Origin of the sequence: Dongshaea marina, assembly GCF_003072645.1 — a bacterium.
In the GTDB taxonomy this organism is placed as follows: domain Bacteria; phylum Pseudomonadota; class Gammaproteobacteria; order Enterobacterales; family Aeromonadaceae; genus Dongshaea; species Dongshaea marina.
Window position 1 is genome coordinate 1,787,243 of the sequence record NZ_CP028897.1, and the last position, 15,788, is coordinate 1,803,030.

The following is a 15,788-nucleotide window of genomic DNA, read 5'->3' on the forward strand; positions in this document are numbered from 1 at the left end:
GTTATGGAAACACAACCTAATAACAGTGAACTCAGCGGCTCCGGTGGGACAAAAAATTTTTTTATGGGACGAGGTCTGGGGCGTTCGCTTTTGCTCTGGTTTCTGTTTTTATCGCTGATCCCCTTGCTGATCGCCAGTACCATTAGCTACTTCAGTGCCCGGGATGCATTGCGTGAAGATGCCTATAACGCTCTGGAGACAGTGACGAAGCTCAAGACTGCTAATATCAGCTCATATTTTAACGAGCACCTGATGGTGGATCTGGATAACCAGGCTCGGATGCACACCAATGTAAACCTGTTGGAAAGCCTGACCAAAGCCTGGCAGCGTAGCAATAAAAGCTTAAGTGACTTCGTGAAAAGCTATCCCTGGGAGGTCATTGTCCACGAGCAGGCTGCTGATCTAATAACCTTCACCAAGACCTATCATGATCAGGATGTTTTGCTATTAGATACCCAGGGCAATGTGTTGTTTTCGGTCAAGCGCTGGAGCGACTTGGGAACTAACCTGGTGAGCTCCGGAGACCCAAAGTTGTCAGCTGCTCTGGAACAGGCACTGAAAAGCGGCAAGCCGGTTTTTTCGGATCTGATAGCTTATGCGCCTGCTGACAACAGGGTGACAGGATTTCTGATCTCAGTGTTACTCAATGACAGCGGCGATAAAATTGGATTGATAGTCCTCGAGATTTCGGTCGATGCGATCGATAGCATTTTGCAGCATTCCCTGGCCCAGGGAGACAGCGGGGCGATCTACCTTATTGGCAACGACCTGAAGATGCGCTCTCACTCCCACGAGGGGGGCAGGAGATGGTACTCAATCAACGGGTCGACACCATGCTGACCCGGCAATGGCGAGACTCCCTTGATTCGACAGGAGCCACTGTAGAAGATAAGCACTCTCATACTTTCCAGTACACAGGCACCCAGGGCCGTATGATGCTGGGAGTCTATGAAACCATAGAGGTGGGTGGGGTTCGCTTCGGGGTCATATCTGAGCTCCCACTGGCAGAGGCGATGGCACCGGTTACCACCCTTGGTCAGATCTCTTTGCTGTTACTGATACTGACAGCCCTGGTCGTTGCCGTGATTGCGGTGCTTCTCACTCGGCGTATCGTCCGGCCGATCCTGGCGCTGTCAGCGGGAGCAGACAGGATAAGCAGTGGTGATCTGCAGCAGGAGATTGAGAGCAGTTCGACCAACGAGATAGGAGGCCTGGCAGACAGCTTTAACCAGATGTTACGCAACCTGCGTTCGACCCGGGAGCAGACGGCGGCTCTGGATTGGCTCAAGACGGGTCAAGCCGGACTCAATGAGGTGACTCGTGGTGAGCAGGATCTGGCATCGCTGGGGAACAATATCATCAGCTACCTCGCTCAATATCTTGATGCCGAAATTGGAGCTATCTACCTGGCTGAAGAGGGACATCTGCGGATGATTGGTAGCTACGCCTACAGCCAGCGCAAGAATCTCTCCAACGAGTTTGCTCCCGGAGAGGGACTGATCGGCCAGGCGGCGCTTGAGAAAAAGCCAATCCTTTTGACCAACTGCCCGGATGATTATATCCGGATCCAATCCGGGTTAGGGGAGTCGGTGCCCCACAACATCCTGGTTTTTCCTGTGGTCAAAGATGGACAGACTCTGAGTGTCATAGAGCTTGGTTCTTTTGAGGTATTTGGTGAGGCCAAGCAGGAGTTTATGCAAGAGGTGTCACCTGCGATCTCCTCGATTCTCAAGACGGTCAATGCACAGGTGCAAACCCAAAAGCTGCTGGAGGAGACCCAGGCTCAGTCCAGGCAGCTACAGACTCAGCAGGAGGAGTTAAGGGTTGCCAACGAAGAGCTTCAATCTCAGCAGGAGGAGCTAAAGACAGCTAACGAAGAGCTCCAGGAGCAGACCGGTCGCCTGCGAGCCTCTGAGGAGAGCCTGCAGGCACAGCAGGAGGAGCTGCGGGTTACCAATGAGGAGCTGGAGGAGAAAAATGAGCAGCTCGAAAATCAGACCCGCGAGGTTGAGCAGGCGCGCGAAGATGTGGAAGAGAAGGCTGAGGCCCTCGCCCAGGCCAGTAAATATAAGTCGCAGTTCCTGGCAAACATGTCCCATGAGCTTCGCTCTCCCCTGAACAGCCTGCTGCTGCTGGCTGACTCCCTCAGGCAGAACAAAGAGGGGAACCTTAACGAGGATCAGGTGGAATCGGCCGGGATTATCTTTGACAGTGGTAATGATCTCTTGTCACTGATTAATGAGATCCTGGATCTGTCGAAAATCGAGGCGGGACGGATGGATCTCAATCTTGAGTCTGTCGCTCTTGATGAGCTGGGGGATGAGGTAAAGGCTGGTTTTGGTCATCTTGCCAGGGCAAAAGGGCTGAAGCTTGAGATAGAGCTGACGGAGGTGCTTCCCGAGAAGATCACCACAGATCGCAAGCGACTAATGCAGATCCTCAAGAACCTGGTGTCCAATGCGATCAAGTTTACCGAGCACGGAGAGATAGCGATCCACTTCAGGGTGCCGGAGGATTCGGTGAGATTCAAACATAGTGGTTTGAGTGTAGAGCAGTCCCTGGCGATTGAGGTGAGTGATACCGGGATTGGGCTGGCCGCCGATAAGCAGAAGATGATTTTTGAGGCGTTTCAGCAGGCCGATGGTGGCACCGCCAGGCGTTACGGGGGGACGGGGCTCGGGCTTGCGATCTCAAGGGAGCTGGCAAACCTGCTCGGAGGGGAGATCCAGCTCGAGAGTGAACCCGGCAAGGGGTCAACCTTTACCCTCTACCTACCGCTGGCAATGACTCAGCCCGAGATAGACGTTGAGACTAAGGCTCACTTTCCGCTCGAAAAGCCGCCGGCTCCCAAGCTGCAGATAAAGAGTGCAGCAAAGCCTGTCGTCACGCCTTTTGCAGATGATCGCAATCAGCTTGAGGATGACAAACAGACGCTATTGGTGATTGAGGATGATGTGAATTTTGCCAAGATCCTCTATCAGCATGCCCGGGATCACCACTTTAATTGCCTGGTAGCCTTGACCGGTGAAGAGGGGCTGGAGCTGGCGAAGCAGCACCAACCAACGGCGATCACCCTGGATCTCAAGCTGCCCGGAGTCGATGGCTGGGCCGTACTTGGTTGTCTCAAAGATGACCCTCAGACTCGTCATATACCGGTGCATATCATCTCATCCCTGGAAGGAGACGCCGAGTCCCTGCGCCGCGGTGCCATAGGTCATCTGGCAAAGCCAGCGACGCAGAAGGATCTTGAGGATGTTTTCGGGCGCATCGAAGCGATCTCCAGCCAGCAGTTAAAGCGGTTACTGCTGGTGGAGGATAGCCGGGGCGACCGTAAGGCGGTGACCGAGCTTCTCGATGGGATGGAGATCATTATTGATGAGGTTGAAAGCGGTGAGGAGGCCTTCGAGGCTTTGCGGCAGCAAAAGTATGATTGTGTGATCTTAGATCTGGGGCTCAGAGACATGGATGGTGGGGAGCTGCTTCGCAAGTTAAACCATGAGTCTAAGGTCGATATTCCGCCGGTGATTATATACACCGCCCGGGATCTCACCCGCGATGAAGAGATAGAGCTACGTGAATATGCAAGCACCATAGTTCTGAAAAATGTGCGCTCCCAGGAGCGGTTACTGGATGAGGTCTCGCTGTTTTTGCACAGTGTGGTGAGCGATATGCCGGAGCAGAAGCAGAAGATTATCTCCAATCTGCATGACACAGATTCGATGCTGATTAATCGTAAGGTGCTGGTGGTCGATGATGATATGCGCACCATGTTTGCACTCTCAAAACTGCTGAGCAGTCATGGATTGGTGGTATTGCGCGCCGAAGACGGGGCAAAGGCCCTTGAGGTTCTCGGCAGTGCTCCGGATATTGAGTTGGTATTGACCGATATCATGATGCCGGGGATGGATGGCTATGAAACCATTGAGAAAATTCGTGCCCAGGAGCGATTCAGAAAGCTCCCTATCATTGCTCTGACAGCCAAGGCGATGGCTGAGGATCGTGAGCGTTGCTTTGCGGTCGGTGCCAGTGACTATCTGCCCAAACCGGTTGATCAGACGCGCTTACTGTCGATGCTGAGAGTCTGGCTCTATCGCTAACTTGGATAACCCAACCTGACGGAGGCTTGCGTGAACCAGGACACTCTTGAGCAAATCGAGATCGAGCTCTTGCTGGAGGCTATCTATCTGACCCATGGCTATGATTTTCGCTCCTATGCCAGAGCCTCACTGGATCGGCGGATCCGCCAATTTGTTGCGACTTCGGAGTTTCGCACCATCTCAGAGCTGATCCCTGCGGTGTTGCATGATCGGGAGATCTTTAGTCGGGTGGCGCAAAACTTCTCAATCTGTGTGACCGAGATGTTCCGCGATCCCTTCGTCTACCAGGCGATTCGTGCCAAGGTGCTTCCGCGTCTGAGTAGCTACCCGTTTTTTAAGGTCTGGCATGCAGGCTGTGCCAGCGGGGAAGAGGTTTACTCGGTGGCGATCGTGCTTCAGGAGGAGGGACTGTTGGAGCGGGCAACCCTCTATGCAACCGATTTTAATCCACAGGCGCTGGAGCTGGGACGCAGTGGGATCTATCCGCTGGAAAAGATGCAGGTTTATACCAAAAATTACCAGCAGGCGGGCGGCACCAGCAGTTTCTCCGATTATTACCATGCTCGCTATGATGCGGCGGCTCTCAATGAGACCCTTAAACAGAGGATCACCTTTGCGGCCCACAACCTGGTGACCGACGGGGTGTTTGGTGAAACTCAGCTGGTGTTTGCCCGTAACCTGCTTATCTACTTCAACCAGGAGCTGCAGAACCGGGTGCTGAGGCTTTTTACCGACAGCCTGGTGCATGGCGGATTTCTCTGCCTGGGGACGGCTGAGTCGATCGAATTTTCCCAGGTGGCAGATTGCTATGAGGTGGTGGATGCAGAAGCCAGGATCTACAGGAAGGTGCTATGAGTCGAGCCTGCTACCGGGCGGTCGTGATGGGCGCTTCAATGGGAGGAATGGAGGCATTGATCTCGGTTCTTGGAGCTTTGCCCGAGGATTTTTCTTTACCTGTGCTGGTGGTCCAGCACCTGCACGCCTCCGATCGTGGGCGTTTTGCCCGGCACCTGGACCAAAAGGTACAGCTGAGGGTGAAGAGTGCCGTCGATAAAGAGCAGATCTATCCGGCCCGGGTCTATCTGGCCCCGGCCAACTATCACCTGCTGGTGGAGCGAGATGAAACCCTGGCTATGAGCCTGGATCTGCCGGTGAACTGGTCACGCCCCTCCATTGATGTCATGTTCGAGAGCGCGGCGCGGGTTTGGTGTCACCAGTTGATAGGTCTCATACTCAGCGGCACTCAGCGCGATGGGGCCTTTGGCCTGAGCTGTGTCGCCGAGCGCGGAGGCCTGACTCTGGTGCAGGATCCGCAAACGGCTCACAGCGATGAGATGCCTCGTGCAGCCCTTGATGCAGCGCGGGTTGATCATGTGCTGCCTCTGTCAGAGATCGGCGGTTTTCTCAGGGTGGCCGCGGCCCAAAGTGAGTCTCAATTGGAGTGGACTATGATCAAACAGAGGGGGGCTCAGATATGAACCAGAAGATCCTGATTGTAGATGACAAACAAGCCAACCTGATGGCTCTGCAGCAGACGCTGGCTGAGGTTCAGGCCGAGGTGATCAGTGCTCTGAGCGGAGATGAAGCGCTACGCTTAGCCTTGAATCATAATTTTGCGTTGGCGATCCTGGATGTCAACATGCCGGAGATGGATGGCTATGAACTGGCTGAGATCCTGCGCAATGATGAGCGAACCCAGTTTACCCCCATTATCTTTTTGACCGCCCTGTGTGTCGAAGAAACAGATGTATTCAAGGGGTATGAGGCGGGAGCGGTGGATTATCTGGTGAAGCCCTATAACCCGAGGATCTTGCTGGGTAAGGTTCGGGGATTTCTGCTCCTTGATCAGCAGCGAAAGTTGTTACATCAACAGCAAAAGCAGCTGGAAGCCACCAACCGTGAGCTTGAGGCTTTCTCTTATTCGGTTTCCCATGATCTCAAGGCCCCTTTGCGAGCCCTGTCTGGCTTTAGTGAGGCCCTGGTTGAGGATTATGGAGAGGTGATCCAGGGCGAGGGACAGCTCTATCTTAAGCGATTGCAGAACTCAGCCAAAGAGATGGCGGATCTGATTGATGATCTGTTGCGGTTATCGCGCTCGACCCGTGCCGAGATGCACCGTAGTGAGGTTAACCTGTCACAGATGGCAAAAAAGATCATCGGTCAGCTTGAGCTGCAACAACCGGATCACCCCATTGAGATCAGCGTGATGGCGGATCTGTTTGCCTATGCCGATCAAGGTTTGATGCTCAGTGTGCTGGAGAACCTATTCAGCAATGCCTGGAAATTTACCCAAAACCGGGATGATGCGCATATTGAGTTTGGCTGCCGGGAGATCGATGGCCAGGTGACCTACTATGTCCGGGACAATGGGGCCGGCTTTAATATGAGCATGGCGGATAAGCTCTTTACTCCCTTCGGTCGCCTGCATCGCAGGGATGAATATCCCGGAACCGGAATCGGACTGGCGACCGTGCAACGGATCATCCATCGCCATGGTGGACGGATCTGGGCCGAGAGTGAGCCGGACAGGGGAGCAAGCTTCTTTTTCCAGCTCGGTGAGGAGATCAAACTTCCTGAGGTGCTGGCGGCGAACCCTCTGCGGGTGAGTAACGCTCCCTGAGTAAGGGGCTACCTGAGGTACTTTAGCTCAGGGGGCGGCAACGGTGAGATCGGGCAAGGCCTGAAGAGGGTCTCGGATCTGGTAGCGATAGTTGAGCTCCCGGCAGATCCGTGACCCATCGATGACTCTGTCCTGATCTTTCGACCCTTGTGCTGCAAACTTGGGGAGGGGGACTCCCAGCAGTTGACTTGCCCTGGTATAAAATGCTTCCCGGGTTGGATGGTGAGGCGGGCAGAGATTGTAGCAGTTGCCAGGCAGCGGCTTCGAATACTCAAGCAGCGCGCACACACCGCCGATGGCATCGTCCAGGTGCAGCATATTCACTGAGTTTTGTCCCGAGGGCAGGCTTTTCTTTCCCGATAGAAAGCGCCCCGGGTGACGCTCAGGGCCCATCAGACCGGCAAAGCGGACGATGCAGGCATTGGGTAAAGCGGCAAAGAGCTGCTCGGCCTGAATAAGCCTGTGGGCCCCGGGGCTGTCACTCAGAGGAGATCCTTCATCAAGACGAGTTCCCGGAGCATAGACACCTGTGCTGCTGATAAAGATCAGCCGCCGATAATTTCTTTCACTGAGCCTCTGTTGCAGTGTTTTGAGCTGAGCCAGGTAGGGATCAGAGCCTGGATCCTGCCCCCTGGAAGGGGGGATATTGATGAGAATATTATCGGTATCGAATAGCTCCGGGCAGTCGGTCAGGAGCTCGGGGTAAGCGAGATCGAGTCGTGAAGCCAGGATCCCCTGCCTGCGAAGCTGTGTTACTCCCTCTGGATTCCGCTTGCTTCCTTTGACCCTGTACCCCCTGGCAAGCAGCTCTTTTGCCAGAGGCAGGCCGAACCAGCCGCAGCCGATGATTGAAATAGTTATCATGGGTAGCACCTTATTTGGATTCTTTGGTCATTTCCGGATTTATTTCCCGGGCTTAGTCTGTTGTGAGATTTTGTCTCAGGATCTCCAGGCTAGCATTGAGTTGAGAGGCCTCTTCGGGGGGAGTCCCTGTAGAAGTTCAGATTCCAATTCCCTCTGGATCTGGTAGAGCTTTTGACAGCAGAGCTGGCCGGGCTCGGTGAGGGATAAAAATATCTCCCGTCCCTCACGTTGGCGCTTAATTAAACCCAATTGATCAAGGGCCGTTAACCATCGGGTCACCAGTGATTTAGAGCGTTGTAGTTTTTGTACCAGATAACTTTGATTGTATTTCTCGGCGTCACGGCGATACATCATCATCAGAATGCGGCACTGGGCATAGGAGAGCTCGCTTCCCTCATGCTTCACCTGTTCGGAGAAACGGTTTTTCAGATGAAAAGAGATGCTTTGCAAGAGATCAATCATTGCCATGGGGTGTGTCATCAGAAAGTGCCTTGTGTCGGTTTGCCAGTATGCTCTCGGGGTGAAAAAGGGTCATAAACAGGATCCAGCCCATCGCAAGTCCCAGTAGGGCTCCAAAGGATCGCTGGAACACATCGCTGAATATACTCTGCAGTGGCATGGAGGAGAACCCAGCTGTCAGAACAATCAGTAGCATTGCTGCTGCCTGACAATAGCCATATTCATGACCATTACTGATCCCATGATAAGCCAGGACAAACAGGATGATAGCGATCACTGGTAGCATGATCAGAATATTGTCACAGATATTTTGTAAAAGCATCAGCAGAATCAAGCTTGGCAAAATAAACAAGATCCCACCCATTGCCCGGTTGGAGCCATAGCGCATACCTGCCGAGTATTCAGGATTGATTAACATGATCATAGGAACCAGGGCCGTTCCAGAGATGGGAAGTTTGAGTAACGTCACCAGTATACCCATGGAGAGATAACAGAGCGAAAACTTAATGGAGGAGCTCAACATACCCATATCGATGGCCAGCTTGGGGCGAACCGGGTGGCGTGTCGTTAATAAATTCAGGTAGTGGCGTTTATGAGCGGATTTTTGTGAAAACAGCAGACACAGGATTGTGCCGAGCAGGGTTTGTACGCACATGGCGTAGATGGCGGAGCTGAAGTGAGTCGGCTCCAGGATCCCTCCCCAGATAAACATAAAAAAATAGATAGCCAGTATGATCCCACCATAGGGAAAAAGTTTACTCTTATGTAGCAGACAGCCTGTGATCATTACGATGAATGTGCCGGTTAATCCCAGCAGCTGGTTGGTCTCAAAGAGGTTCAGTAACAACAGAGCCAGTATAGCGGCAAGCAAAGTTCCGATGAGGCGTATGATCATTAAAAAAAAGATCTGATCCCATTTTCTGAGCATCATGTTAAAGCATAGATAAGCTCCGTAATAGGATATTGAAAGATGCATCCAATGGCTGATAAGCAGGGAAAGAGAGACTGCAAGAGTGATGCGCACTGCATGGTCGAGACGGTAAGCTTCCAAAATGCGGGCTCTCATGACAGATAGCCCAGTAAGCTTGCCAGCTTAATCCAGCATTGAGATAGCTTGTTCATGATTGGGGATTTTCCCAGTACCAGTACGGTTGCCGTGGCGCCGGTTCTAAGCTCATTCGTCCCGAGGGCTTTGGGTGAGATTTTTACAAAGACCGGAAAGCGTTGGGCAAAGCTGACCCAGTCGGTAGCTTTTTGAACTCCAGGGAGATCGCCGTTAGTTTTTTGATCGCCAACCTGAACACCTCTTCCAATCGCTTCAACCCTGGCCTGAAACAATTTTCCCGGATATAGAGAAAGAGATACCAATGCCCTGGCTCCGGGGACGATCCCCCAAGGTTATTTTCTTTATAGTTCGCAACGACCATCCAGCTTCTGGTATCGATGATACTCATGACTGCAAGACCTGCGGAGAGTTGGGTCCCAACGCTTAAATTTAAATGGGTGAGCTCACCATCGATTGGGGCATAAATTCTGGTGTGTTGCAGGTTCAATTTAGCGACAGTGATTTGGTTATGCACCGTGGTCACCAGGCTTTGTTGGGCGAGAAAAGTATCCTGACTAATCACTGCGTGTGCCAACAGGATTTTGTCTTGCTCAAGACGGTGAGCCTGGTAGCGGTATTGTGCCTGAAGCTGATTCAATCTAGCCCGGTAGCTGGATGGATCTAAAGAAAAGAGCAGCTGTCCTTTATGGATGGACTGGTTGTCTTTCACATAGATATGCTGCATCTGCCCGGAAACCAGGCTTGAAAGGTGCAGTACATTGGTCTGAATATAGGCATTACTGGTCAGAGGTGTCATATGATCCATCGCCACATAATAGGCGATAGCAAGGATCACCAGCAGGCTACAGATGAGATAGATACGACGAAAAGTAAACAGCATGATTTTTCTCCGAAAGAAATAGAACGGCTGATAAATTCACCTGCCTCAGAAAAGAATCAGGGTGGTGCAAGTAATTTGATTGGCTAACTGCAAGAGCAGCCCGGAACTGGTGTGATATCCGGGAGCGTGCTGGCGAATGAAAGTACCCTTATCTGTTGTCTGGATTCGCGCTTTTTCAGGCCTTGTCGACAGGGGGGACTGGGTGTATTTAGCCCTACAAAACATGGATTCAACCCTTTGGTTGAACATCCCGGGACTATCAGCCAGGGGCAGGAGTCGATCGATGGCAACATATCCGACAGCTAAAAGTATTAGCAAAAAAATGTGACAAAGAAGAGAGCGGCTAAAAACCATGCACCCTCCTGTTCCTTGAAACGTGATTTGCTAACGATGATGAAACTTTAAGGTATATTGTTTACCAAGTCAACTGTTCCCTAGGTGAACTGTTTCATTTATAAAGAATTAACCACGGGGTTATCCATTGAGTCGCTATTCATCGCCGTGAGCAACCTCACACTTTGATTGCTAATCGGCTGCAACACAGGTAGAATCCGCGTTCGCTCTCCATGTGAACAAATTTTAACCAGAGGTTGTTGCCCAGTGATCTACGCAAACTCCATCACCATGCAATTTGGCGCCAAGCCGTTGTTTGAGAATGTTTCAGTCAAGTTCGGTAACGGTAATCGTTATGGGCTGATCGGTGCCAATGGCTGTGGCAAGTCAACCTTCATGAAGATTTTGAGCGGAGAACTATCACCTTCGGCAGGCTCTGTATCCATTGATACCGGTGAGCGGGTTGGTAAGTTGCATCAGGATCAATTCGCCTTCGAAGAGTACAGTGTCATCGATACTGTGATCATGGGGCACACCGAGATGTGGCAGGTTAAGGAAGAGCGTGATCGCATCTATGCAATGGCCGAGATGAGTGAAGAAGATGGAATGCGGGTGGCCGATTTCGAGACTCAGTTTGCCGAGATGGATGGTTACAGTGCCGAGGCGCGTGCCGGTGAGCTGTTGCTCGGTGTCGGGATCCCTCTGGAGCAACACTATGGCCCCATGAGCGAAGTGGCCCCAGGCTGGAAGCTGCGGGTGCTACTGGCCCAGGCCCTGTTCTCTGATCCGGATATTCTGCTGCTGGATGAGCCAACCAACAACCTGGATATCGACACCATCCGCTGGCTGGAGAATGTGCTTAATGAGCGCAAGTCCACCATGATCATCATCTCCCACGATCGTCACTTCCTCAATACGGTCTGCACCCACATGGCAGATCTGGATTACGGTGAGCTGCGTCTGTTCCCAGGAAATTATGATGAATATATGACAGCAGCGACCCAGGCCCGAGAGCGCCTGCTGGCAGATAATGCCAAGAAAAAGGCCAAGATCGCCGAGCTTCAAACCTTTGTTAGCCGCTTCTCGGCCAACGCCTCCAAGGCCAAGCAAGCAACCTCCCGTGCCAAGCAGATCGATAAGATCAAGCTTGATGAGGTCAAGGCCTCCAGCCGGGTGAACCCTTATATCCGGTTTGAGCAGGAGAAGAAGCTGTTCCGTAACGCCCTGGAGCTTGAGAATCTCAGCAAAGATTTTGGTGAGGGACCTATCTTTAAAGACTTCAGCATGATCACCGAAGTGGGTGAGCGCATCGCGATCATTGGTCAGAACGGTGCCGGTAAGACCACATTGATCCGTACCAAGCAGGGGGAGCTTGAGGCCGACTCTGGTGAGGTCAAATGGTCAGAAAATACCAATATCGGTTACTACGCTCAGGATCACAGCCATGAGTTTGAGTCGGATCTGAATCTTTTTGACTGGATGAGCCAGTGGCGTCAGCCCGGTGATGATGAGCAGGCGGTGCGTAGTGTTTTGGGGCGCCTGCTGTTTTCCCAGGATGACATCAAGAAATCGGTACGAGTCCTCTCCGGTGGTGAGAAGGGGCGGATGCTGTTTGGTAAGCTGATGATGCAGCGTCCCAATGTGCTGATGATGGATGAGCCCACCAACCACCTGGATATGGAATCCATCGAATCATTGAACCTGGCCCTTGAAAACTACCCGGGAACCCTGTTCTTCGTCAGCCATGACCGTGAGTTTGTCTCCTCACTGGCGACCCGGATTCTGGAAGTGACTCCTGCGGGCATCGTTGATTTCAAGGGTGGCTACGAAGAGTACCTCAAGACCAAAGAGCTTGCCTCCTAAGTTGTGAGCAGGGCCCGTATGGGCCCTTTTGACTCGAAACCTTCATCTCAATCATCCACCCGGATACTCAAGCACAGGAATCTTATTGTGACCGCAAACTCTTTTTCATCCCTTGGGCTGCGCCAGGAGCTGCTGGGTAACCTTGAAACCCTGGATTACCAGAGCATGACGCCAATTCAGGCCGAAACCCTGCCGCTGATCCTGGATGGGCTGGATGTGATTGGCCAGGGAAAAACCGGCTCGGGTAAGACGGCGGCGTTTGCCCTGGGGTTACTGCAGAAGCTGGACGTGAAGCAGTATCAGACTCAGTCTTTGGTGTTGTGTCCGACCCGTGAGCTTGCCGATCAGGTGGCGAAAGAGATCCGCAAACTGGCGCGCGCCATCCCCAACATCAAGGTACTCACCCTGTGTGGCGGGATGTCAATGGGCCACCAGATAAGCTCCCTGCAGCATGGGGCCCATATCCTGGTGGGAACGCCGGGGCGGGTGATGGATCATCTGCGAAAGCGTACCCTGACCCTGAATCATCTCAACACTCTGGTTTTGGATGAGGCGGACCGGATGCTGGATATGGGGTTTGAGGAGTCACTCAATAAGATAGTGCGCCAGCTTCCAAAGAATCGTCAGACCCTGTTGTTTAGCGCAACCTATCCCGAATCAATCCAGTCGATGGCCGAACGGGTGATGCATAAGCCTGAGATGGTTCAGGTGGCCTCGACCCATGATGAGAGCAGTATTCAAGAATATTTCTATAAGGTGCGGGATCGCGAGCAGCGGATGATCGCGGTGCGGCTTATTTTACAAAAGTTTCGCCCCCAGAGCAGTGTGGTGTTCTGTAATACCAAGCGCGAGACCCAGGAGCTTGCTGAAGAGCTGGCTGAGCATGGCTTTAGCGCCGTTGCGCTGCACGGGGATCTGGAGCAAAAAGAGCGCTCACAGATCCTGGTACGTTTTGCCAACCGAAGCGCTTCTGTGCTGGTTGCGACCGATGTTGCCTCCCGCGGTCTGGATATCGAGTCGGTGGATGCGGTAATCAACTTCCAGCTGGCTTATGATCCCGAGGTACATGTGCATCGTATCGGTCGTACCGGCCGCGCCGGCAGCAGTGGTACGGCGCACTCCCTGTATGGAGATCGGGATGGCCAGAAGCTGGTGTTACTGGAGGACTACCTTGGCCGGACGATCCAGAACAGTGCTTTGCCTTCCCAGAACCTTTTGAATCGACCCAGCTTGTGCCCGCCGATGGCCACCCTGCGCATCGATGGGGTAAAGAAGCAGAAGATCCGCGCCGGAGATATCCTGGGGGCCCTGACCGGGGAGGATGGGATCACAGGTAAAGAGGTGGGTAAAATCGATCTGTTTGAATATTGCGCCTATGTGGCGGTCAAGCGTGATGTGGTCAAACCCGCCCTGAAAAAGCTCAGTAGCGGTAAGATCAAGGGGCGGACATTCAGGGTACGCCAGATCCGCCGCTAGCCCGGGATCCTATGCACAAGGATGTGCTATAGCATCACCACGCTCACTCTCTTCTCTTCCTCTATTCCACTGAAGTTCTATTCATCGGTTTGACCCAAGCCGCGCCCATCAAGACACAGTGCTGACTTCTTATCCTTTTGTGACAGCGAGGGAGGCTTTGAGCTTGTTTATTCGTCTGCGAGCCTAGCAAGGCTTGAGCAGAAACGAGCGGACAGCGCTGGCAACCGCATCAACTGAACCAGGCTCCAGGTGAAAATGATGGCTACCGGGAAGCTGCTCTATCTCAATATTGGAGCTGTAGTTGAGTAGCGATTTAGTTTGCTCGGCGAGACCCACAGCTCCTTTCGTTGCAATTAACAGCTGGCTTGGGCAGGTGATGGCTTCGATAAAGGCCTCGATCTGAGGCTGGGAGAGCTTAAACTGTGAGGCATGGTTGAGGCGTGGATCGTGAGCCCAGTGATATCCCTTGGGGCTACGTCTCACTCCTCTAGCCATGAGATGCATTGCGGCATGTACTGACAGGGGATAGCGCCCGCTGCGTCTCACCTGAATAAATGGATCCAGGTCCGTGCAGATCCGGTGGGGTTTGATGGGCTTTAGGCTATCCTCTGTGGCCCGGGCTAGCTGTTGCGGCGCTTCTTCCTCCGGGATTGGCGCGGGCATAAATCCATCGAGCAGAACCAGTTTGGCGACAAGCTGAGGCTTGATCGCTGCAAGGAGGGCGGCAACGATCGCCCCCCTGGAGTGGCCCAGCAGATAAAACCGATCCCAGTTCATCTGCTGGCTGATAGTGATGATGCCGCTGATATCATCCCAAACGTTGTATGAGGCATCTGCAGAGCGATGGTCGCTTTTGCCGTGACCCTGAAGATCAAGGGCAAGCAGGGAATACTCTGCAAGTCTTGGGGCGAGCTCGGTAAAAGAGCCTGAATTATCCAAAAAGCCATGCAGGGCGATAATGGGAAGAGCTGCTTCATTGGTTGTCAAAATTTTAGGATGCCATAGCTGAGCCGCTACGCTCTTTCCCTGTACCTCAAATTGCTTCTCTTCTACCACAGGCTTCACCATGTTGGAGTCATAACAACAGATTTTAGAATAAAGGCTGCATTGTAGGCCAAGACGTTGAGAGTGTCGCTGTTCATCGAGTGGCTTATGAATGTTACTTTGCTGAATCCCCCCCTTGACCTTCTAAATAACTGTTCCAAATAGTAGATCACTTGGGCTTCGGCTGAGCTGTGCTCAGGCTGACCCTCTGTGTCAGGGATGACGCAGCGGAGCTTCCATGGATGGATTAACAGCGTGTCTGCAGGCACAACTCGGTTGATGTAGCAGTATTAGGAGCAGCTATTTAGTCACAGAAAGCTTTAGAGTGATCATCCCGAAGCTCTGAGCGGGAGATTAAGATGAGAGATGTTTGATCCTGGCTTTGATTATTATTCTGTTGATCCGCCGATTCAGGGACAAACCTAAAGAGGTTAGGGGAGAATAATGAGAGCGAATATCGGTGTCGTGATTTTCCAGGGATAAAGGTGAGTAAATTCAGGGCTTGCAATGATAATGAGAGTCATTATCATTGCAAGCCCTGTGATTAAGGTTCTATTTATCAGTAAAGGAAGACACATGAAAATAACGGTTATTGGCTGTGGCCATGGTGGCCAGGCACTCGCAGCACATCTCTCATTATTAGACCACCAGGTGACTCTCTATGCAGATGAAAAACATCCCGGGTATCTGCACCAAATAAAAGACAGGCAAATTACTCTTGAGGGCGCCATTGAGGGAAAGGCAAGTATCCATCGATTAACAACCAATATTAAGGATGCCGTCAGGGATGCACAGATCATCTATCTCTCACTGCCAACGGATGCCCATTTTCAGCAGTTTAAAAAAATGCTGAAGTTTCTTGATGAAGGGCAACTGGTTGTCACTTTGGCGGGAAACTACAGCTCAATCTATTTCTATCAGGAAATGGTTCGGGTGGCGAAACATAAAAAGGTTTTGCTGGCCGATCTGGCATCACTTCCTTATGCCTGCCGGACAGAGAATCCGGGCAGGGTATATGTGATTGATGTAAAAAAAGAGGTCTCCATCGCCGCAATGCCTGCGCTTGATACCCCCGGGTGATCGATA

The 15,788-nt window shown here is 52.3% G+C and carries 13 protein-coding genes; 8 read left to right on the forward strand and 5 right to left on the reverse strand.

What is annotated here, in order from left to right; all coding sequences use genetic code 11:
• Nucleotides 1–3 precede the first annotated feature (3 nt).
• Genes DB847_RS08665 through DB847_RS08685 form a run of 5 tightly spaced genes read left to right on the forward strand, consistent with a single transcriptional unit; the run spans nt 4 to nt 6,717 of the window.
• Nucleotides 4–840 (forward strand): cache domain-containing protein, encoded by an 837-nt coding sequence (locus DB847_RS08665; RefSeq protein WP_108650317.1) that lies wholly within the window; start codon nt 4–6, stop codon nt 838–840.
• The gene (locus tag DB847_RS08670; RefSeq protein WP_108650318.1) at nt 807–4,097 is read left to right on the forward strand and encodes a response regulator; all 3,291 of its coding nucleotides are present in this window, start codon (nt 807–809) and stop codon (nt 4,095–4,097) included. The genes DB847_RS08665 and DB847_RS08670 overlap by 34 nt, the downstream gene beginning before the upstream one ends.
• A gap of 30 nt (nt 4,098–4,127) precedes the next feature.
• A complete protein-coding gene (locus DB847_RS08675) occupies nt 4,128–4,952 on the forward strand; it encodes a CheR family methyltransferase (protein ID WP_108650319.1) in 825 nt (274 codons plus the stop codon).
• Entirely contained in the window at nt 4,949–5,575 is a 627-nt protein-coding gene (locus DB847_RS08680; RefSeq protein ID WP_108650320.1) for a chemotaxis protein CheB, read from the forward strand. The genes DB847_RS08675 and DB847_RS08680 overlap by 4 nt, the downstream gene beginning before the upstream one ends.
• Nucleotides 5,572–6,717, forward strand: a complete 1,146-nt coding sequence (locus tag DB847_RS08685) for a hybrid sensor histidine kinase/response regulator (RefSeq protein WP_108650321.1) — start codon at nt 5,572–5,574, stop codon at nt 6,715–6,717. Before DB847_RS08680 ends, DB847_RS08685 begins: the two co-directional genes overlap by 4 nt.
• 27 nt (nt 6,718–6,744) lie before the next feature.
• Here the strand turns inward: DB847_RS08685 and DB847_RS08690 are convergent, their stop codons facing one another.
• The 4 genes from DB847_RS08690 to DB847_RS08705 all read right to left on the reverse strand — a co-directional run bounded on the left by DB847_RS08690 (nt 6,745) and on the right by DB847_RS08705 (nt 9,986).
• Nucleotides 6,745–7,581 (reverse strand): SDR family oxidoreductase, encoded by an 837-nt coding sequence (locus DB847_RS08690; protein ID WP_108650322.1) that lies wholly within the window; start codon nt 7,579–7,581, stop codon nt 6,745–6,747.
• Nucleotides 7,582–7,656: 75 nt separating this feature from the next.
• Nucleotides 7,657–8,061: a MarR family transcriptional regulator gene (locus tag DB847_RS08695; protein ID WP_108650323.1), complete on the reverse strand. Its 405-nt coding sequence runs from the start codon at nt 8,059–8,061 to the stop codon at nt 7,657–7,659.
• Nucleotides 8,036–8,935: a hypothetical protein gene (locus tag DB847_RS08700; RefSeq protein ID WP_159084485.1), complete on the reverse strand. Its 900-nt coding sequence runs from the start codon at nt 8,933–8,935 to the stop codon at nt 8,036–8,038. Before DB847_RS08700 ends, DB847_RS08695 begins: the two co-directional genes overlap by 26 nt.
• Before the next feature lie 310 nt (nt 8,936–9,245).
• Nucleotides 9,246–9,986, reverse strand: a complete 741-nt coding sequence (locus tag DB847_RS08705) for an HlyD family secretion protein (RefSeq protein ID WP_108650325.1) — start codon at nt 9,984–9,986, stop codon at nt 9,246–9,248.
• Nucleotides 9,987–10,610: 624 nt separating this feature from the next.
• Between DB847_RS08705 and DB847_RS08715 the strand changes: the two genes are divergently transcribed.
• Together DB847_RS08715 and dbpA are read left to right on the forward strand one after the other, a co-directional pair.
• Nucleotides 10,611–12,182, forward strand: coding sequence for an ABC-F family ATPase (locus tag DB847_RS08715; RefSeq protein WP_407644459.1), 1,572 nt, complete (start codon nt 10,611–10,613; stop codon nt 12,180–12,182).
• Nucleotides 12,183–12,269: 87 nt separating this feature from the next.
• The gene (dbpA, locus tag DB847_RS08720; protein ID WP_108650328.1) at nt 12,270–13,658 is read left to right on the forward strand and encodes an ATP-dependent RNA helicase DbpA; all 1,389 of its coding nucleotides are present in this window, start codon (nt 12,270–12,272) and stop codon (nt 13,656–13,658) included.
• Between the two features lie 183 nt (nt 13,659–13,841).
• Here the strand turns inward: dbpA and DB847_RS08725 are convergent, their stop codons facing one another.
• Nucleotides 13,842–14,714 carry an alpha/beta fold hydrolase gene (locus DB847_RS08725; protein WP_159084486.1) on the reverse strand — a complete coding sequence of 291 codons (873 nt, stop codon included), beginning with the start codon at nt 14,712–14,714 and terminating at the stop codon, nt 13,842–13,844.
• A 564-nt stretch (nt 14,715–15,278) separates the two neighbouring features.
• Between DB847_RS08725 and DB847_RS08730 the strand changes: the two genes are divergently transcribed.
• Nucleotides 15,279–15,782: an NAD(P)-binding domain-containing protein gene (locus DB847_RS08730; protein WP_159084487.1), complete on the forward strand. Its 504-nt coding sequence runs from the start codon at nt 15,279–15,281 to the stop codon at nt 15,780–15,782.
• Nucleotides 15,783–15,788: the final 6 nt, after the last annotated feature.

Excerpts from the sequence above, each read along its gene's own strand:
- DB847_RS08680 (WP_108650320.1), top strand. The coding sequence starts at position 4,949 with ATGAGTCGAGCCTGCTACCGGGCGGTCGTGATGGGCGCTTCAATGGGA.
- DB847_RS08695 (WP_108650323.1), bottom strand. The coding sequence starts at position 8,061 with ATGACACACCCCATGGCAATGATTGATCTCTTGCAAAGCATCTCTTTT.
- DB847_RS08700 (WP_159084485.1), bottom strand. The coding sequence starts at position 8,935 with ATGATCATACGCCTCATCGGAACTTTGCTTGCCGCTATACTGGCTCTG.
- DB847_RS08670 (WP_108650318.1), top strand. The coding sequence starts at position 807 with ATGGTACTCAATCAACGGGTCGACACCATGCTGACCCGGCAATGGCGA.
- DB847_RS08705 (WP_108650325.1), bottom strand. The coding sequence starts at position 9,986 with ATGCTGTTTACTTTTCGTCGTATCTATCTCATCTGTAGCCTGCTGGTG.
- DB847_RS08665 (WP_108650317.1), top strand. The coding sequence starts at position 4 with ATGGAAACACAACCTAATAACAGTGAACTCAGCGGCTCCGGTGGGACA.
- DB847_RS08690 (WP_108650322.1), bottom strand. The coding sequence starts at position 7,581 with ATGATAACTATTTCAATCATCGGCTGCGGCTGGTTCGGCCTGCCTCTG.
- DB847_RS08715 (WP_407644459.1), top strand. The coding sequence starts at position 10,611 with ATGCAATTTGGCGCCAAGCCGTTGTTTGAGAATGTTTCAGTCAAGTTC.
- DB847_RS08685 (WP_108650321.1), top strand. The coding sequence starts at position 5,572 with ATGAACCAGAAGATCCTGATTGTAGATGACAAACAAGCCAACCTGATG.
- DB847_RS08730 (WP_159084487.1), top strand. The coding sequence starts at position 15,279 with ATGAAAATAACGGTTATTGGCTGTGGCCATGGTGGCCAGGCACTCGCA.